Origin of the sequence: Serratia sp. CMO1, assembly GCF_015689115.1 — a bacterium.
Taxonomy (GTDB): Bacteria; Pseudomonadota; Gammaproteobacteria; order Enterobacterales; family Enterobacteriaceae; genus Serratia; species Serratia marcescens.
The window spans coordinates 2,965,974-2,983,695 of the sequence record NZ_CP065032.1 but is presented as its reverse complement, the minus strand read 5'-3'; the positions used below and the strand labels follow the sequence as shown (position 1 = coordinate 2,983,695).

15 protein-coding genes are annotated in these 17,722 nt (G+C 57.3%); 6 read left to right on the top strand and 9 right to left on the bottom strand.

Annotated features, from left to right (window positions below; genetic code table 11):
- The 6 genes from IT763_RS14230 to IT763_RS14205 form a co-directional block, all read right to left on the bottom strand.
- Positions 1 to 1,068, bottom strand: a complete 1,068-nt coding sequence (locus IT763_RS14230; RefSeq protein ID WP_206194786.1) for a pentapeptide repeat-containing protein — start codon at positions 1,066 to 1,068, stop codon at positions 1 to 3.
- The gene (locus tag IT763_RS14225) at positions 1,065 to 3,617 is read right to left on the bottom strand and encodes a DUF2169 domain-containing protein (protein WP_206194785.1); all 2,553 of its coding nucleotides are present in this window, start codon (positions 3,615 to 3,617) and stop codon (positions 1,065 to 1,067) included. The genes IT763_RS14230 and IT763_RS14225 overlap by 4 nt, the downstream gene beginning before the upstream one ends.
- Before the next feature lie 171 nt (positions 3,618 to 3,788).
- On the bottom strand, positions 3,789 to 4,289 hold the full coding sequence (locus IT763_RS14220) for a hypothetical protein (protein ID WP_049299109.1): 501 nt from the start codon (positions 4,287 to 4,289) through the stop codon (positions 3,789 to 3,791).
- Between the two features lie 86 nt (positions 4,290 to 4,375).
- On the bottom strand, positions 4,376 to 4,765 hold the full coding sequence (locus tag IT763_RS14215) for a DUF3592 domain-containing protein (protein WP_016927272.1): 390 nt from the start codon (positions 4,763 to 4,765) through the stop codon (positions 4,376 to 4,378).
- A gap of 10 nt (positions 4,766 to 4,775) precedes the next feature.
- Positions 4,776 to 7,115: a type VI secretion system Vgr family protein gene (locus IT763_RS14210; RefSeq protein WP_016927273.1), complete on the bottom strand. Its 2,340-nt coding sequence runs from the start codon at positions 7,113 to 7,115 to the stop codon at positions 4,776 to 4,778.
- 512 nt (positions 7,116 to 7,627) lie between these two features.
- The gene (locus IT763_RS14205) at positions 7,628 to 8,560 is read right to left on the bottom strand and encodes a LysR family transcriptional regulator (RefSeq protein ID WP_206194784.1); all 933 of its coding nucleotides are present in this window, start codon (positions 8,558 to 8,560) and stop codon (positions 7,628 to 7,630) included.
- A 97-nt stretch (positions 8,561 to 8,657) separates the two neighbouring features.
- On the opposite strand from IT763_RS14205, the gene pcp reads away from it, so the two are divergent.
- Positions 8,658 to 9,305, top strand: a complete 648-nt coding sequence (gene pcp, locus IT763_RS14200) for a pyroglutamyl-peptidase I (RefSeq protein ID WP_033641394.1) — start codon at positions 8,658 to 8,660, stop codon at positions 9,303 to 9,305.
- Between the two features lie 45 nt (positions 9,306 to 9,350).
- On the opposite strand, the gene IT763_RS14195 is transcribed toward pcp, so the two are convergent.
- The 3 genes from IT763_RS14195 to ydgT form a co-directional block, all read right to left on the bottom strand.
- Positions 9,351 to 10,382 carry an NADP-dependent oxidoreductase gene (locus IT763_RS14195; RefSeq protein ID WP_016927277.1) on the bottom strand — a complete coding sequence of 344 codons (1,032 nt, stop codon included), beginning with the start codon at positions 10,380 to 10,382 and terminating at the stop codon, positions 9,351 to 9,353.
- Positions 10,383 to 10,466: 84 nt separating this feature from the next.
- Positions 10,467 to 10,886 (bottom strand): universal stress protein UspC, encoded by a 420-nt coding sequence (gene uspC, locus IT763_RS14190; RefSeq protein ID WP_016927278.1) that lies wholly within the window; start codon positions 10,884 to 10,886, stop codon positions 10,467 to 10,469.
- 197 nt (positions 10,887 to 11,083) lie between these two features.
- Positions 11,084 to 11,299, bottom strand: coding sequence for a transcription modulator YdgT (gene ydgT / locus IT763_RS14185; protein WP_004934895.1), 216 nt, complete (start codon positions 11,297 to 11,299; stop codon positions 11,084 to 11,086).
- A gap of 1,343 nt (positions 11,300 to 12,642) precedes the next feature.
- On the opposite strand from ydgT, the gene flhD reads away from it, so the two are divergent.
- From flhD to cheA, 5 genes are all read left to right on the top strand, one after another.
- Positions 12,643 to 12,993 carry a flagellar transcriptional regulator FlhD gene (gene flhD / locus IT763_RS14180; protein ID WP_004934891.1) on the top strand — a complete coding sequence of 117 codons (351 nt, stop codon included), beginning with the start codon at positions 12,643 to 12,645 and terminating at the stop codon, positions 12,991 to 12,993.
- The gene (flhC, locus tag IT763_RS14175; protein ID WP_016927281.1) at positions 12,993 to 13,577 is read left to right on the top strand and encodes a flagellar transcriptional regulator FlhC; all 585 of its coding nucleotides are present in this window, start codon (positions 12,993 to 12,995) and stop codon (positions 13,575 to 13,577) included. The genes flhD and flhC overlap by 1 nt, the downstream gene beginning before the upstream one ends.
- Positions 13,578 to 13,722: 145 nt before the next feature.
- Positions 13,723 to 14,613: a flagellar motor stator protein MotA gene (motA, locus tag IT763_RS14170; protein ID WP_015378266.1), complete on the top strand. Its 891-nt coding sequence runs from the start codon at positions 13,723 to 13,725 to the stop codon at positions 14,611 to 14,613.
- On the top strand, positions 14,610 to 15,674 hold the full coding sequence (gene motB, locus IT763_RS14165) for a flagellar motor protein MotB (protein ID WP_016927283.1): 1,065 nt from the start codon (positions 14,610 to 14,612) through the stop codon (positions 15,672 to 15,674). Before motA ends, motB begins: the two co-directional genes overlap by 4 nt.
- Positions 15,671 to 17,692 carry a chemotaxis protein CheA gene (cheA, locus tag IT763_RS14160; protein WP_049299119.1) on the top strand — a complete coding sequence of 674 codons (2,022 nt, stop codon included), beginning with the start codon at positions 15,671 to 15,673 and terminating at the stop codon, positions 17,690 to 17,692. The genes motB and cheA overlap by 4 nt, the downstream gene beginning before the upstream one ends.
- Positions 17,693 to 17,722 lie beyond the last annotated feature (30 nt).

The following is a 17,722-nucleotide window of genomic DNA, read 5'->3' as shown; positions in this document are numbered from 1 at the left end:
TCAGATTCGGCTCTGGCGCTGTGCGCTCCAGGTTTCAGCGGCGTACAGCTCTTCGTCGCTCTCGAGGATCCCGCTGCGATCGCCCCAGCGTGTTTGCTGCTGGTGGGCGCGGTGCATGCGGGTGCGCATAAAACGCGCGCGCCGGAAATCGGCGGCGTCGATGTCGGCGTAACAGAAGTCGGCGTAGGTCAGGTCGCTGTCGCTGAAATCACAGCGCGCCGCGCGGCTGCGCTGGAACACGCATTGATACAGGCGCGCCTGGCTAAAGTTGGCGGCGTCCAGTGTCGCTTCGCTGAAGATCGCCTGATCGAACTGCCCGCTGCGGCACTGCGCGTGGGTCAGATTGGCCTCCAGCCACAGTGACTGCTGCGCTTGCACACCCGTCAGGTTGGCGCGCCGCAGTGAAGCGCCCTTGAAATTGCTCTGGCGCAACGTCGCCTGGCTGAAATCGACGTCGTCCAGTTGGTTATCGGTAAACTGGCAGGCGATGAGGCGCTGCCCGGCGTAACTTTTGCCACGGTGGTCACATTCGAAAAACGTGACGCGGTCGAAATCAACCCCTTCAAACCTTGTTTCACAGAGATTTAATCGAAAGAATGTGACAAGTGACAGCCTCGTATGGCTTAAATCTGCGCCGTCGAGCGGGCTTTCGTAAAAGGTGGTGCGATCGTGCTGAGTGGCGGAAAAATTCGCGCCGGCCAATTGGCATGACATCCAGTGGCTTTGGTTGAGCGACAGCCGGCTGAAGTCGCTCTGTTCAAGCCGGCAGTCGTTGAACATCGTCAGTTCGATATGGCTCTCGCTGAAGCGGCCGCCAGCCATGACGCACTGATTGAAGGCCGTTTGCTTCAGGTTCGCCCGCGCAAATTGAGCGTGTTCGAGCCGGCAATCGCTGAAGACGCTGTCGCGCAGATCGCAATCGGAGAAGTTCACGCCGTTCAGGTTCAGTTCGTTGAACATGCCGCCGGCCAAATCCATACCGGCGAATGACAGGCCGTGCAAATCCTCACCGGCAATCAGCTCGCCGCGTTTCACGCGCTGGCGTATCTGCTCAGGTTTTGACGTCATACTTCCTTCCCGTTATGGCGAGGCAATGTTTTCACCCTGGCGGTATAGGCACCGTCGAGCCGTGTCGCCTGATCCACTTGCGACTGCGACAAATCGGCCCGGAACAGATTGGCACCCTGCAGGTCGGCGCCTGACAGCACGCATTTTTGCAGGATCGCCGCGATGAAATTGGCGTCGCGCAGGTTGGCCTGGGACAGATCGCAGCGAATGAACAGGCTGCCGCTGCCGTTGGCCTGACGGAAATCGGCCTCGTTCAGCCGGGTTTCCGACAGGTCGCAGTTGTCGAGGCGCGCGCGGTTGAAATTCGCCCGCTGCAACGGCATCTGGCGCAAATTGCACTGGTTCAGCGTCGCGTCGCTGAAATCCGCCTGCGGCAACAGCGTCTTGGCCGCGAAGGCGCAGGCGGTGAGGCGTGCGGCGCGGAAGCTGAGGCTTTGCGTCTCGGTATCAACCCAGGCGCAGCTCTCTAGCCGCGCCCGATCGAAGTTCACCGCCAGCAGCCGGCATTTGACGAAGCTGACTTTGTCGAGCCGGGCGTGGCTGAATGTCAGCTGCTCCAGTTGCAGCTCCATCAGCGTAATGTTGGCCAGCGTGGCGCGGTTGAAGTCACACTGCCCGAGCAGGGTTTCGTATCCCAGCAAGTCGCGTAACGACGCCATCGTGAAATCGCAGCGTTGAAACAACGTTTGCTGAATGTTGGTTTCGTGCAACCGCGCGCCGCCGAAATCCGTCGCTTCGCATTTCGCCAGGGCCAAGGAGGCGTGGCTCAAATCGGCCTGCTGTAAGACGGCGCCGCTGAGATCGGCGCGCGCCAACATCGCCTCGCGAAGATCGCAACCCACCAATTGGGTTTGGCGCAGATTGGCGTTTTCCAGCAAAGCGCCGCGCAAGTTAGCCTGGCAGAGATCCATGCCGGACAGATCGGCGCCGGTGAGATCAAGACCGCTGAGATCCTTATCGCGCAGCATGGCGGCGGCGACGCGTTGGCGAATGATTTGCGCCAGATCGCCACGCAAACGCAGTGCAGGGCTTTGCGCCTGCGCCGACATTAAATACATTTGATGCAGCGCGCGCTCGCTTTCCCCACGCTGTTTAGCGCTAAACGCGTCGGGATGGCGGCGCGCCTCCTGGAACAGCAGATCGCGTTGCTGCTGGTAGCTTTCCGCACCGGATGGCGGCACGTGATCCCCACCGGGGTTGAGCGGATCGATGCCCTCGGCTTGCGTCAGCTTGAGCATGTCCTGATACTGCGCCTCGGCCTGGTTTTCCAGACGCTCGACGAATTCGGCGAGCTGGTCAAGCTTCGGCGGCGCCTCTTGCGACGGGCGCGGGAAAAGTTCATCGATGTCTTGCCCCTCGCGCAGCAGACGCTGGCGATGCTCTTCGCGTTGCTGGTGCTCGTAGGCGGCGATATTTTCCGCCATCGGGCTTTGCTGCGTCGGCGTTTCCGTATCCAGCCAGGCGCCGATGCACGCCTCCGGCAGCAACTCTTGTTCACGAAAAGCGTGCAGAGCACCCCGTTCTTTATCCAGCCGCTGGGCCAACACCTGCCGATAATGCGCGGCGGAGCGGGGCTCGCCTTCGGTTTCCAGGGCCGGCATCAGCTGCATCACGTCGGCGGCATCGTCTTCATTGATGCGTGTGCTGCCCTGATAAATCAGCAGCATCTGTTCCCGATGTGGGAAGAACCAGACGGTGGTGTGGCGCATCGCGATCTCTTCGAAATGCGTTTCGCCGCCGCGCAGCCGGTTGATGAAGCAGCGCGCGCGCCACGGCGGCAAATGCCCTTGCTGCACCGGTTCTGAAGGGTGCATGTTCCAAATCCGATAGGCGGCCCGGGGCGGCAAGCTGTCGCGTTGAGGAAACTGCTGATCGCTTTCCGCCATGTTGAACAGGCGCCAGTCGATATCGTTGGCGAAGCCGGGAAAGCCGTTTTTCAACCAGTCGGCGTCGTAGTTTTTGCCGATGCGGGAGAAGCGGCGCGGCCAGGTGATATCCAACGCGTCAAAGCTTGCCGGTTGCGCGCTTTGCCGAGAAGACGCAAGGCGCCCCTGCAGGGGTTCAACATTGGGTAGGCGATGGATGCGGCCTTGCGGAAATGTTTCTGGGGTGGCGCCGATGCCGTGCGGATTATCGGCGAACTGTGCGCCGCCGTAAGCCCGGCGCCAGTCCAGACGCATCTCTGCAAAAGGGAGGGGAGTAGAGGGGCGATCGTTGATCCAATGGCGATCGCCGAAAACCACCAGCGTTTTTTCCAGCGAATCAAGCTGGATCTTCACGGCGCAAGCGGTTTTGTCTTGTTGATGATGGGTGTAGGCGTTGCCGGTGGCGAGAAACTCCGCGCAGGCTTTTGGGATAGCCAAATCGAGCACGCCGCCGCTCAACGTGAGTTCGTCGGCGGCCAACTGCCACAACTCCGGTTCGGGACGCAGGCGCGGGGCTGCCCCCATGTCGGCCAAGGCCAAAACGGAAACGCCCAGATGGTTTTGCCCTTGCCAAGAGAAGGGTCGATGAAGCGCGCTGAGGCGCAGAGGTTTTACGACTTTCATTGTGTGTGTAAAGCTTCCTGTGGATATCAGCCGGCAGCCAGGCTGCTTGCTCAAAAACAATCCGTTTTTCGGTTTAATAGATATCAGGCTATGTCACAACAGATGAAGAAAACGATACGGCGTTCAGAGCCGATCGCCAATGCGGGGAGCGCCCCGCTTCGAAATGGATGATCAAGAGGACAGTGCGTTGTCCTTTCCGCTTATTCCACGAGCCAGCAGCACGGCCGCCACGGACAACGCCGCGGCGATCGCCTTGGCGATCAATTGGCCGGCGCTCTCCAGGTGATAGGGCGCAAAGAAGCCGACGTCGGCGGTGCCCAGGATCAGCAGCGCGGCGAGCGCCGCAAAACAGGGCAGCTCTATCGCCAGCGCCAGGCGGCCGGTGGGCGCCGCACCCAGGTAACTCATCAAAAAGCCGGGAAAAATCAGCAATCCGATCAGTTCTGCGGGGGCATTCACCGCAGACATCACCTGCTGGTTGTATTTCAGGAGCGCCAGCATCAGCGCGACAAAGATCAGCAGCCGCAAAGGCAACGTGACCGCTCGGTTGGCCGACAAGAAGGTTTTGCCGATCGCAGCGAGCAATACGCAGCCAACCAGGATGCCAAAGAAGGTAAACAGGATTTGTCCCCAGAGGCTGTCCTGCGTCGAAAAGGCAATGAACGTGCCCATCGTGACACTTCCTTATGCAAGGTGATTTCGCGAACTGATGAACGATAAGCCGTTTCGGATCGCGTGATTGAAGGGATGCTTTTCGCTCAAAGCCGGGAAAGCTCTTCGATCACCGCTTTTTTGGGATTCTTCGGATCGTACTTTATCGCGATGAAATGGCCCGGCTGATAACGCGGCAGATCCACGACGCTGATCGGGCCTTTCGCCACGGCCGTACGGTTTTTCCCGTCTTGGGCGATGTACTTGACTTCGACTTCGCAGACCGGCCGATTCCCGTCCCACAGGTTGGTCTGGCGAATGCTGACGATTTGCCCTGAGGCGGAAATACCGTTCTCCATCACGCTGAGGGAAGAACCGATATGTTTGAAATAACCCCAGATATCGACCGTGATGAATTTGAAAAAGCCCACCAGGCTGAGAATAGGAGCCAATAAAATCAAACCGATAACGGTGAAAACATTTTTGGCCTTCGACATGGGTGTCCCTTTACAAGAAGATCGCCAGCGCCTTGGTGCTCAATCGTAAGGCACCGTTGGTCACCAGCGCGCCAAGCTGTGTGAACGTCATGGGATCATTACTGAGCTTGAAATTGGTTTTGCTGATCGACAGCGGGTTGTGCGAAATATCGAGCATCGTGTGTTTCAGGCTGGCCCCTGTCAACGCAAGATTTGAACCGTAAAAGGCGAAGTTGGCCCCGGTCGCCACCCATTTCAAGCCGTGGCAGTTGTCTTTCCAGCTCGGTGTTTGCACCGATACGCCGTCGCTGCTGGTGATATTGATCGTTTTCGCTTTGATGGTCAGCGTGCCGGTGATCGTTGTGCTCTGATCGTTTTTGTAGGTCTCGGTGACATTCCCGGTTACGGTGGCGGTTTGGCCGCCGCCTTTAATCGTCAATTCCTGCCCGCCGGCGGAGATGGTGGTGTGCTGCCCGCCGGAAGTGATGTTGACCGTTTGCCCTTGTTTGATGGTGCTGGTTTGTTGCCCCTCGGTAATGTCGAGGGTCTGGTTGCCTTTGACCGTGACATGCTGGGTTTGCGTAATGTTTTGCGTCTGCGCGCCGTCGAGCTTGAAGGACTGATTGCCGGTGATGTCGATTTTATCGCCGCCGTCGATAATCGTCAGGTCGCGGCCGCCTTTGATGTTCACCGTCTGATGAGCGTTCAGGTTGGCGGTTTCCAGCCCATTGACCGTCGTGGTGCGTTTCGCTTTGTACAGGAACGTGGCGTCGCCGGTGACGGTGTCGTCCTGCTGGCGACCGATGATGGTGGTGCGACTGCCGTCAATATTGACGTTCTTGTCGTTTTCCACCGTCATGTTCATGTTGCGTTCGGCGTGCATGTCGAAAGATTCGTTGCCGGGCGCATCTTCCAGGAACAGGAAGCTGGCATTGTCGGCGCCGCCGCCTTTACTGCGGCTCATAAAGCCCATTTTGGTGGCGTCGCCGGGCAGATCCCACGGCGGCATGCTGTCTTCGTTGTAAACGCGGCCGGTGATGATGGGGCGATCCGGATCGCCGTTGATAAAGTCGACCACCACTTCTTCACCGACGCGCGGGATCTGGATCCCGCCGTATTTCCAGCCGGCCCAGGCGCTGGAGACGCGCACCCAGCAGGAGCTGGTTTCGTTGCCGCTGCCGTGGCGATCCCAACGGAACTTGAGTTTCACCCGGCCATATTTATCGGTCCAGATGCTTTCGCCTTCCGGGCCCACCACTTCGGCGGTTTGCGGGCCATGGGTTTTCGGCCAGGGCGTGGTGCGCGCCGGGCGCCAATTGATGTCCGCCGGAACGACCTGAAATTCGGTTCGCTGCTCGCCGACGTCGTTATCGTTGCTGGCGTAGCTGTTTTCCTGCATGAAGTAATGCGCGCTGACCACCAGGTAGGCGCGGTTGTCTTCCATACGCGGCGCCTGGGTCAGTTGAAAACGGTAGCCGGGCGCAATGCCCTGCGAATTGCCTTCGCCGCTCATCTGCTCATGCTGCGCTTCGAACTCCTGTTGGCGAACCTTGACGTAAAACTGGCCATGGGCGTGATCGGTATAACGGCCGGGCCAGTCGAACACCTCGGCTTTGTCCTGCGCGAACGAGGCGGGATTTTGCCGGGCTTCCAGCAACCGCGCGCGCGGCTTGCGAAAATCGTAGTCATCCAGGCTATACAGGCTGGGCGTGATGGCGTCAGAAACGCTCCAGCTATTGATGCTGTCTTTGTTTTCCACCAGGCCGCCTTCCGCGAGCTGATAGGGAATGCTGGCGTAGCCGGCGAGTTCCTGATGCGCCGCCGGCGCGTCAGCCAGCACCAGCGTATGGCCGTCTTGCTGGTGCGTGAAATAGTAATAGATGCCTTCGTGTTCCATCAGACGGCTGATGAAATCGAAATCGCTCTCTTGGTACTGCACGCAGTACCCCCAGATGCGGTAGTCGTAACTCAGGCGGTTATCGATTTTCACCTGATACTGCCCCAGCACCTGAGTCAGGATGTCGGGAACGGTCTTTTCCTGGTAGATGCGAAAATCGCGGTTTTGCGTCAGATACCACAGCGTGGGGCGCAGCACGGCGCGGTAGATATAGTAACGGTTGCCGCCGGCTTCTCGTCCAGAGAGGGTCATGCGCGTGATATTGCCGTTGAGATAACGCGGCGCCAACGGATTGCCCCGCAGCTCCAGTGTGATTTTTTGTCCCAGCAGCGCTTTCAGATCGAGCCGATTGTCGGGGCTGAGCAGCTCGACGTCGAATTCGAACAGGCCGGCCAGTTTTTCCTCACCGGAAAGGCTTCTGAACAACAGCTGATGGGCGGGCAAAGGCGTGTGCGCAATGATAAGACGATCCATACTATTCCCCGGTTTAGGCATAGCTACCGCACGAGAATTGACGCGCGATCCCGATGGCGTATCTGTCACGAATGGAGACAGGAACTGACGAAAGATTTAACAAAGTTTACACAAAGGCACGATTTGTGCAGTCTACAATAGAGCACTGCATTTGCAAAATAGCCTTGTGGATCAATGCTCAATTCGTTAACTTGCTCACGATCTTGTTTTTTATCATTTAAAACATATGGATGCTGGTAGATCATTTTTTATCTCAAATTATTGGGTAATTGGTCATACCAAAAAATAAATGTGTAACACATAAGTCAACGTGCTTATAAAACAACTCTTTTTTTACGTAAAAAAAGTCGCTGACTGTTTTTTATCCTTACCATTTGCCAGTTAAAGATGATCAAATATATAAATTTAGCGAATGTTAATTCGGATGATTCCTATTTGGTGGGCGTCCCAGGGCCCGCCGACGGGCCTGGGAACATGCGTTTGAACGGTTGAAAATGCAGCGAATGCCGCCGTTAGCGTGGAGAGGAGGCGAAGGAGAGTTGACCGATCAGCTCGCAGAGCCAGATTAAAGCCGGGTCGCGTTGCGCCTGCCGGCCGGCGATCAGCTCAATGGGGAAAGGTGCGATGGCCAACTCGTCAGGCAGCGGGAGAATGCGTACGCGTTGCGGATCGGAAAAATGCCGGGCCGCGCTGGCGGCCAGCGTGGCGATCAGATCGCTGTCGGCGACCACGGCCGGCAGAGCGGCAATGTGTGAAAAGGTCACGGCAACGCGCCGTTGACCGCCGATTTCCGCCAGACGCCGGTCGAGCAATCCTCTGGCAGAGCCGTCGTCTGCCGGTGCGTACAGCCCATGCGGCAGGCTGAGGTAGCGCGCCAGATCCCAGCGGCCGTCCGCCAGCTGTGGGTGTGAACGGCTGGCGATACACACCAGATGTTCTTCAAACAACGTGCGCACATAGTGGCTTTCCGCACCGGAAAGGTGCCCTCCCAGCGCGATATCCACCTCGCCGCGATCCAGCTGCCGGTAAATATTGTGGCGATCCAGGCGCGAAACGCGAATATCGATGCCGGGTGCAGTCTGACGCAATCGACTGATGATGGCGGGCAGCAGCAAGATATCGGCATAGTCGCCGGCTGCCAGCGTAAAACGCCGCTGCCCGGCGGTGGCCGGGTCGAAACGGGCAGGGGGCGCCAACGCCAGATGGATCTGTTCAAGCACCCGCTGTATTTGCGGCATCAGCTGGTGGGCGCGCGGCGTGGGCGCCATGGCGCCGCCGCTGCGAATAAACAGCGGATCGTTCAGAAGAATGCGCAGCCGCGCCAATGCATTGCTGACGGAAGGTTGCGCGCGGTTAAGACGCCGGCCTGCGGCGGTGACGTTGCGCGTCTGATACAACGCCTCAAACACCACCAGCAAGTTGAGATCGACGCTGGATAAATTCATTTCATGAATACCATATATAAAGATAATCCATTTCCAGAATCATACTGCGTTCTTTAGGCTGGAAGTACACGAATTTAGCCTTCAATCAGGGGAAATGATGAACAAAGTCTTGATCACCGGCATTGAGCCGTTCGATGGTGATGCGGTGAATCCTTCCTGGCAGATTGCGCAGGCGTTGGCCGGTGAACATATTGCCGGCGCGGAGATCGTGGTGCTCGAGCTGCCCTGCGTATTGGGCGTGGCCAATCAGCAGTTGATCGCGGCGATTGAGGCATTGCAGCCGCTGGCGGTGATTTGTCTGGGGCTGGCCGGCGGCCGGGCCGAGATATCCCTGGAACGGGTGGCCATCAATCTGATCGATGCCCGCATTCCCGACAATGCCGGTAAACAGCCGATTGACGTGCCGGTGGTGGCCGGCGGGCCGGTGGGCTATTTCAGTACGCTGCCCGTCAAGGCCGCGGTGCAGCAACTGCGCCGGCAGGGGATCCCCGCGGCGGTCTCTTATACGGCAGGCACCTACAACTGCAACCATATTTTTTATGGTCTGCGTCACTATCTGGAGACGCATCATTCGCGGGTCAGGGGCGGGTTCGTGCATATTCCGTACAGCCATGAACTGGCGGCAGCGCACCCGGGCAAGCCGAGCATGGCGCTGGCGACGATGGTGGAAGCGGTGCGCACTGTCGTGCAGGTGACGCTGACGGTAGAGGAAGATGTGCGATTCGGCGATGGCGCCGTACATTAGCCGTACATTAAAAGCAGGGCGTGGCGTACCACGCCCTGCTGCGGGTTATTCGTCGGCGACGCGGATCACCAGTTTGCCGAAATTTTTGCCCTGTAGCAGGCCGATAAACGCCTGCGGCGCCTGCTCCAGCCCGTCGACGATGTCTTCGCGGAACTTGATTTTCCCCTGTTCGACCCAACTGCTCATTTGTTGCAAGAACTCGTCAAAGCGAGCGCCGTAGTCGTCAAAGATGATAAAGCCCTGCATGCGGATGCGTTTGCGCAGGATCAGTCCCTCCAGCAGCGGCAAGCGGTCCGGCCCCGCGGGTAATCCGGTGGCATTGTAATGGGCGATGATGCCGCATACCGGAATGCGCGCTTTGGTGTTCAACAGCGGCAGTACGGCGTCGAACACCGCCCCGCCGACATTCTCGTAATAGATGTCGATACCCTGTGGGCAGACAGCGGCCAACCGTTCGGCAAAGTCTGGGGCGCGGTGATCGATACAGGCGTCGAAACCCAACTCTTCCACCACATAGCGGCATTTTTCCGCACCGCCGGCGACGCCGACGACGCGGCAGCCTTTCAGTTTGCCGATTTGGCCGACCACCGAACCAACCGCACCGCTGGCGGCGGCCACCACCAGCGTTTCACCCGCCTGCGGTTGGCCGATGTCGAGCAGCCCCATGTATGCGGTAAATCCCGGCATGCCGAGCACGCCCAGCAGGCGGGAAGGGTGCGGCAAATGCGGGCCGAGGTTGCGCAGACCGCTGCCGTCGGACAGCGCATATTCCTGCCAGCCGTCATATCCCAACACCCAATCGCCGACGTTGAAATCGGGATGCTGTGAGGCCGCCACGCGCGATACCGTACCGCCCACCATCACCTGACCGATCTCCACCGGCGGCGCATAGGAGGGGGCATCGCTCATGCGTCCGCGCATATAAGGATCCAACGACAGATAGACGGTGCGCAGCAGCAGTTGGCCGGCACCGGGTTGCGGTGCGGGGACGGTATCGAGACGGAAGTTCGCCGCCGTCGGTTCGCCGTGCGGACGCGAGGCCAGCAGGAAGCGGCGGTTCTGTTGAGAAGGGGACATCGAAAGCTCCTTTGTGTTGCGGCAAACAAGGTCCGTTAAGCCTAGTCCAGGGGCGCTAAGGGGACGTGACCGAATGTGCTTAGCTCAGAGCGGAACGATCAGCACGTCGATATGACTGATATTGATAAAGCGGGCGGCGGAACAGGAGACTTTGTTCATCATGCTGTCGCGGTGATTGCCGCAGAGCAGCAGGTCGAACGGCTGACGGCGGCTGGCGAATGCCAGGCTGTCACCCAGCTCGCCATGCACGATCAGCGTATCGGCGATAGGGTAGCCGGCGCGTTGGCGCAGTTCTTCCATAAACAGCCGGGTTTCCTCTTCCATCAGCGAGCGCAAATCGCCCAGCATCGGCCCGGCGAAATTATTGTACATTTCCGGATTGGCTAGGGTGCTTAACAGGGTGATGCTGCCGCCGTAAGGGCGAACGATGGAGACGGCCTTTTCCACCAGGCGGTGGCTGTCAGGGGCAACGGCGACGGTGACCAGAACGTTTTGATACCCCATATCCGACTCCTTGTTGTATCCATCGTGTTTCAGGCTGCCGCATCGGCGGCCTTGGTGGAAGCACTGCGTCGGATAAAGGGTAGAACCTGGTGAGCCTAATAAATGTGTTTCATATCACGCGCGGCAATAAAAGCTGAATTTGCCCCGGTTATATAGCAATAAAAGATAAAACCGTTGCCGCACGTAATTTCACTGAATTAAAGCACCTGTGCCCACAGCGTTTTCGGCACCTTGCCCAGATCGAACAATTTACCGGCAACCAGCTCGGCGCGACGGTGGTCGGCGGCACGGTACATATTGCTCATTTCCGTATCGTTTTCAATGGAGTAGTTCAGTTTGTCGTACACCTTCTCCAGGCTGTCCAAAGAGGAGCATTTACGAAATGTCAGCAGATATTCGAGCGTATCGGTCATGATTAAAATATAGCCTGTTAATAGTTAAAGCCGGGTGAATAACACATGGCGACTCACGGCGACGCCGTCGAGGCAGCGATGTACGACCTGACAAAAATCATTTCAATTAGATAAATTGCACTGGGTAATGATGTCACGCCGCCCGTAGCGGCGCTTTGATAAATCATAATATGCCAGTGCGCCGTCAGCAATCTCAGCCTGCTGATTAATGGAGAAATAGGGAAAGTCTCAGGGCGGTTGACGGCCGACGCGTCGTCATTCGTGCTGTGCACCAGCGCGCGGTGCCGTGCCGGCCTCTTTTGCGGTGATTTTTTCACCCGGCCGTGGCGCCGTCGCGGCATTGGGCGGTGTTTGTCGCCGCTGCCTGCGTTGAAAAACCGTTTTTTCGATGACGAAATATCAACAGTAAAACAAAACTGCGTTTTATTTTATGACAATGAAGTGATGAAAGCCAAAGCCATGTAAATAATCTGTGGGGTGAGGGGGAATTATCTCGGCGTCAGAGAAAGAAATAAAAAGCATTAAAGTTTTATGAATTGCCGCCGATATAACGTTTTGGGGAAATTTAACTCAAAAAAAGCATTCTTGCATCGTGCTAATACGGAAACATATCGTTACGTCTGTTAGCTTGTTCACTACGCCTGCGAATCATTGATAAGCCATAATCACCTGATGTTGGAAATTAGAACAGCCTCAGGCGGAGGGCTTAAGTCAAATCCGATAGCTAATAACCTTATAGTTTACATTGGTTATTTTTCAGCTTGGATATTTTTTAGTAACTCAAATGGTTATTTATACTGAGTTTGTTGCCTATATGCAGATTTTTGTTCTGTTATTTTGGTTTGGTGATGCTTTTGTTCGAATTGATCTAAAAAAGATAATTTTTTGGCGGATAAACATTGTTTTTAAGACGTTTTTTTACCTATGGCTGTTTTATGAGCAAATTGGCGGTCAATAAATGAACGTATTTGGGTGTATTTGGCTTAATTATTTTTTATTTTTGTGATCTATGTCACATTGTATTTAAAATTGCCTCTCACTTACATTGTGTGTGCTAATGGTTCAGGGGTAGAGTTGCGCTGCTTTAGGAATAATCTTATTAAATTTGTAAAAATAGTTTCATGGTGACTAAACACTATCGAAGCAGAATGCTGTACATCCATACACGTTGGTTTACGCTCGTAGCAAATACTGAACAGTGGTCGAATTTAGCGATTGTCGAAAATTATAGCAGTCGTTTTTGAGAGATTAATTTGCCAACTTTGGGAAACAACCCAAGTCACGGGCGATAAAATTTATCACCCAGCGTATGTTTTTAAACATAGTCTGTCGGGATGGGGAATATGGGTACGTCTGAATTACTTAAGCATATTTATGACATCAATCTGTCATATTTACTTTTAGCACAGCGTTTGATCAACGATGAAAAAGCGTCCGCAATGTTTCGCCTGGGTATTGATGAAACCATGGCCGATGCGCTGGCGCAGCTGACTTTGCCGCAAATGGTTAAACTGGCCGAGACCAACCAGCTGGTTTGCCACTTCCGCTTTAACGAAAGCCAGACCATCGAGCGCCTGACCAAAGAGTCGCGCGTCGACGATCTGCAACAAATCCATACCGGCATTTTGCTATCAAGCCATTTACTGCAAGAGCTATCGAGTAAAGACGCTAGCCCGACGAAGAAAAGAGCCTGATGATGGTTGAGAAAAGTATCGTTCAAGAAGCCAAGGACATTCAGCTCGCCATGGAGCTGATTTCGCTGGGAGCCCGATTGCAGATGCTGGAGAGTGAAACCCAGCTCAGCCGCGGGCGCTTGATTAAACTTTACAAGGAGTTACGCGGCAGCCCGCCGCCAAAAGGAATGTTACCGTTCTCAACCGACTGGTTTATGACCTGGGAACAAAATATTCACTCGTCGATGTTTTACAACGCTTACCTGTTTTTGATGAAAAGCGGGCAGTGCAGCGGAGTGGAGGCGGTGATCAAAGCCTATCGCCTCTATCTCGAGCAGTGTCCGCAGCAGGCCGGCGAGGCGCCGTTGCTGGCGCTGACCCGTGCCTGGACGCTGGTGCGCTTCGTCGATAGCGGCATGTTGCAGCTTTCCGCCTGCAGCTGCTGCGGCGGCGCATTTATCACCCACGCGCACCAGCCGCTGAATGGTTTCATCTGCAGTTTATGCCAACCCCCATCCCGCGCCGTAAAAAGACGTAAACTTTCGCCGCAACTGGCCGATATTATTCCTCAACTGCTGGACGAGCAGGTCAAACGCGCCATTTGAGCCGCCACATTGCCGGCTCTCGGCAATGAATACCGACGTGTGATACGCAGGGGCGGCATGCCGCCCCCAGACATGCAGCCTGGTCTGTCGCGCCAGGGCGCGTTTGCCCCACCTTCCATCCACATTGTTAATTTAAGGAATGCGTGTGCTAGTTATTTTGGGTTATCTCGTGGTATTGGGCGCGGTGTTTGGCGGCTACCTGATCGTGGGCGGTCATCTCGGTGCGCTCTATCAGCCGGCGGAGTTTCTGATTATCGGCGGGGCGGGGGTCGGCGCTTTCATCGTCGGCAACAACGGCAAAGCGATCAAAGCCACGCTGCGCGCCCTGCCGCGCCTGATGCGCCGTTCCAAATACAACAAAGATCTGTATATGGATCTGATGGCGTTGCTGTTCCGTCTGCTGGCCAAATCGCGTCAGCAGGGCATGCTGTCGCTCGAGTTCGATATCGATAATCCGCAAGAAAGTGAAATTTTTTCTAATTATCCGCGCATCCTTGCCGATAACACCCTGGTGGAGTTCATTACCGACTATTTACGGCTGATGGTGAGCGGCAATATGAATGCGTTCGAGATCGAAGCGCTGATGGACGAAGAGATCGAAACCTACGAGCAGGAAAGCGAAGTGCCCGCCGGCAGTCTGGCGATGGTGGGCGACTCCTTGCCGGCGTTCGGCATCGTCGCGGCGGTGATGGGGGTGGTGCACGCCCTGGCTTCGGCTGACCGTCCGGCCGCTGAACTGGGCGCGCTGATCGCTAACGCCATGGTCGGTACTTTCCTCGGCATTTTGTTGGCCTACGGCTTCATCTCGCCGCTGGCGACGTTGCTGCGCCAGAAGAGCGCCGAAAACGTCAAGATGATGCAATGTATCAAGGTCACGCTGTTGTCGAGTCTGAACGGTTACGCGCCGCAGATCGCAGTCGAGTTTGGCCGCAAAACGCTGTATACCACCGAACGTCCTTCTTTCGTTGAGCTGGAAGAACACGTGCGCCGCGTGAAAGCGCCGGCGCAGCAGGCGACGGAAGAAGAAGAAGCATGAAACAGAATCATCCGGTCGTTCTGGTCAGAAAGCGCAAATCGCATCATGCCGCTCATCATGGCGGCTCCTGGAAGATCGCTTATGCCGACTTTATGACGGCGATGATGGCGTTCTTCCTGGTGATGTGGCTGCTGGCGATCGCCAGCCCGCAGGAGCTGACGCAAATCGCCGAATATTTCCGTACGCCGCTCAAGGTCGCCCTGACCAGCGGCGACAAGAGCAGCTCCGAGAGCAGCCCAATTCCGGGCGGCGGCGACGATCCCACGCAGCAGCACGGCCTGGTGAGAAAACAGGTCGATTCGCCGGACGCGCGCGCCGAAGAGCTGCGCCTGAACAAGCTGCGCGAAAAGCTGGATGAGTTGATTGAGTCCGATCCGCGCCTGAAGGCGCTGCGCCCGCATCTGCTGATCAACATGATGGACGAGGGGTTGCGCATTCAGATTATCGATAGCCAAAACCGGCCGATGTTCAAAACCGGCAGCGCGCAGGTCGAGAGCTATATGCGCGATATTCTGCGGGCGATAGCGCCGATCCTCAACGACTTGCCGAACAAGATCAGCCTGTCCGGTCACACCGATGATATCCCTTACGCTACCGGCGAGCGCGGCTACAGCAACTGGGAACTGTCGGCCGATCGCGCCAACGCCTCCCGACGCGAGCTGATCGCCGGCGGCCTGGCGGAAGGCAAGGTGCTGCGGGTGGTGGGCATGGCGGCCACCATGAGCCTGAAACAGCATGGCGCCGATGACGCGATTAACCGACGCATCACCGTGTTGGTGCTGAACAAGCAAACGCAAGAGGGCATCGAGCACGAAAATGCCGAAAGCAACGCGCTGGATATCGCCCAACCGGACAGTCTGAAGCAGCTGGCGCCGTCGGCGACCGCACCGGCCAGCCAAACGCCGGAACCCTCGGCGACAGCCCCGGAACCGGTGGCGCCAACGCCAAGCGCTCCACCGCAGGCATCCCCGGCGATAGCACCGGCCGATCAGGCGCCGGAACAACCGGCTTCCGCACCCGCACCGACTAACCGCGACTCACAGCCAGAGGTGACCCCGTGAGCATGGACATTAGCGATTTTTATCAGACCTTCTTTGATGAGGCAGACGAGTTGCTGGCCGACATGGAGCAACACCTGCTGGAGCTGGATCCGCTGGCCCCCGATATCGAGCCGTTGAACGCCATCTTCCGCGCGGCGCATTCGATCAAGGGCGGCGCGGCGACCTTTGGTTTTTCGGTGCTGCAGGAAACCACCCACCTGCTGGAGAACCTGCTGGACGGTGCAAGACGCCAGGAAATGAGCCTGAGCACCGAGATTATCAACCTGTTTCTGGAAACCAAAGACATTATGCAGGAGCAACTGGACGCCTATAAAACCTCGCAACAGCCTGACGCTGAAAGCTTTGAATACATTTGTCAGGCGCTGCGCCAGCTGGCGTTGGAAGCGCAACAGCAGCAGGGGGCGCCTGCGGCTCAACCGGCCGTTCAGCAGCCTGTCGTTAAGCCATCGGCCGCGCCGGCGGCGATCGAGGGCGGCATGCGCATCAGCCTGAACGGGCTGAAAGCCAGTGAAATCCCCTTGATGTTGGAAGAGCTGGGCAACCTCGGCGAGGTTAAAGATCCGCATCAAACGGAACACAGTCTGGACGTGACGTTGCTCACCTCCGCCAGCGAAGACGACATCAGCGCCGTGTTGTGCTTCGTGCTGGAACCGGAACAAATCAGCTTCTCGACGCCGCCCCAGAGCGAACCGGCCATCGCAGAAGCGAGCTTACCGGAAGCGGTCGACGTGCCGGAGCCTGCGCCTGCGGCGGTCGCGAACGCCGCGCCGCCTGCCGCCAAACCGGCCGCCGCAGCGGCCGAAGCGCCAAAAGCGCGCGCCAAGGCGAGCGAGTCCACCAGCATTCGCGTGGCGGTGGAAAAGGTGGATCAGCTGATCAACCTGGTGGGCGAGCTGGTGATCACCCAGTCGATGCTGGCGCAACGCTCCGGCACGCTCGATCCGGTGAACCACGGCGATCTGCTGAACAGCATGAGCCAGCTGGAGCGTAACGCGCGCGATCTTCAGGAGTCGGTGATGTCGATCCGCATGATGCCGATGGAATACGTCTTCAGCCGCTATCCGCGCCTGGTGCGCGATCTGGCCGGCAAGCTGAACAAGCAGGTGGAGTTGACGCTGCAAGGCAGTTCCACCGAACTGGACAAGAGCCTGATCGAACGCATTATCGATCCGTTGACCCACCTGGTGCGCAACAGCCTCGATCACGGCATCGAAGAGCCGGCCACCCGCATCGCCGCCGGCAAGTCGGCGGTGGGCAATCTGGTGCTGTCGGCCGAACACCAGGGCGGCAACATTTGTATTGAAGTCATCGACGACGGCGCCGGCCTGAACCGCGAAAAAATTCTCGCCAAGGCGGCTTCGCAAGGGCTGGCGGTCAGCGACAGCATGAGCGACGAAGAGGTCGGCATGCTGATCTTTGCGCCGGGCTTCTCTACCGCCGAACAGGTGACCGACGTTTCCGGCCGCGGCGTCGGCATGGACGTGGTGAAAAGGAATATTCAGGAGATGGGGGGCCACGTCGAGATCCGTTCGCAGGCCGGTAAAGGCACCACCATCCGCATCCTGTTGCCGCTGACGCTGGCGATCCTCGACGGCATGTCGGTCAAGGTGAACGACGAAGTCTTTATCCTGCCGCTGAACGCGGTGATGGAATCGCTGCAGCCGCAGGCGGAAGATCTGCATCCGCTGGCCGGGGGCGAACGCGTGCTGCAGGTGCGCGGCGAATACCTGCCGCTGGTGGAGCTGTATCGGGTATTCGAAGTGGACGGCGCCAAAACCGACGCCACGCAGGGCATCGTGGTGATCCTGCAAAGCGCCGGCCGCCGCTATGCGTTGCTGGTAGATCAACTGATTGGCCAGCATCAGGTGGTGGTGAAGAACCTGGAAAGCAACTACCGCAAAGTGCCGGGCATCTCCGCCGCGACCATTCTGGGCGACGGCAGCGTGGCCTTGATCGTCGATGTCTCGGCGTTGCAAACCTTGAACCGTGAAAAGCGTCTGACGGACGCCGCCGCATAATAATGAGTTTATTGATTTAAAAGGTGAATG

Excerpts from the sequence above, each read along its gene's own strand:
- IT763_RS14205 (WP_206194784.1), bottom strand. The coding sequence starts at position 8,560 with ATGAATTTATCCAGCGTCGATCTCAACTTGCTGGTGGTGTTTGAGGCG.
- IT763_RS14210 (WP_016927273.1), bottom strand. The coding sequence starts at position 7,115 with ATGGATCGTCTTATCATTGCGCACACGCCTTTGCCCGCCCATCAGCTG.
- pcp (WP_033641394.1), top strand. The coding sequence starts at position 8,658 with ATGAACAAAGTCTTGATCACCGGCATTGAGCCGTTCGATGGTGATGCG.
- flhC (WP_016927281.1), top strand. The coding sequence starts at position 12,993 with ATGATGGTTGAGAAAAGTATCGTTCAAGAAGCCAAGGACATTCAGCTC.
- IT763_RS14225 (WP_206194785.1), bottom strand. The coding sequence starts at position 3,617 with ATGAAAGTCGTAAAACCTCTGCGCCTCAGCGCGCTTCATCGACCCTTC.
- ydgT (WP_004934895.1), bottom strand. The coding sequence starts at position 11,299 with ATGACCGATACGCTCGAATATCTGCTGACATTTCGTAAATGCTCCTCT.
- motB (WP_016927283.1), top strand. The coding sequence starts at position 14,610 with ATGAAACAGAATCATCCGGTCGTTCTGGTCAGAAAGCGCAAATCGCAT.
- uspC (WP_016927278.1), bottom strand. The coding sequence starts at position 10,886 with ATGGGGTATCAAAACGTTCTGGTCACCGTCGCCGTTGCCCCTGACAGC.
- flhD (WP_004934891.1), top strand. The coding sequence starts at position 12,643 with ATGGGTACGTCTGAATTACTTAAGCATATTTATGACATCAATCTGTCA.
- IT763_RS14230 (WP_206194786.1), bottom strand. The coding sequence starts at position 1,068 with ATGACGTCAAAACCTGAGCAGATACGCCAGCGCGTGAAACGCGGCGAG.
- IT763_RS14215 (WP_016927272.1), bottom strand. The coding sequence starts at position 4,765 with ATGTCGAAGGCCAAAAATGTTTTCACCGTTATCGGTTTGATTTTATTG.
- IT763_RS14195 (WP_016927277.1), bottom strand. The coding sequence starts at position 10,382 with ATGTCCCCTTCTCAACAGAACCGCCGCTTCCTGCTGGCCTCGCGTCCG.
- IT763_RS14220 (WP_049299109.1), bottom strand. The coding sequence starts at position 4,289 with ATGGGCACGTTCATTGCCTTTTCGACGCAGGACAGCCTCTGGGGACAA.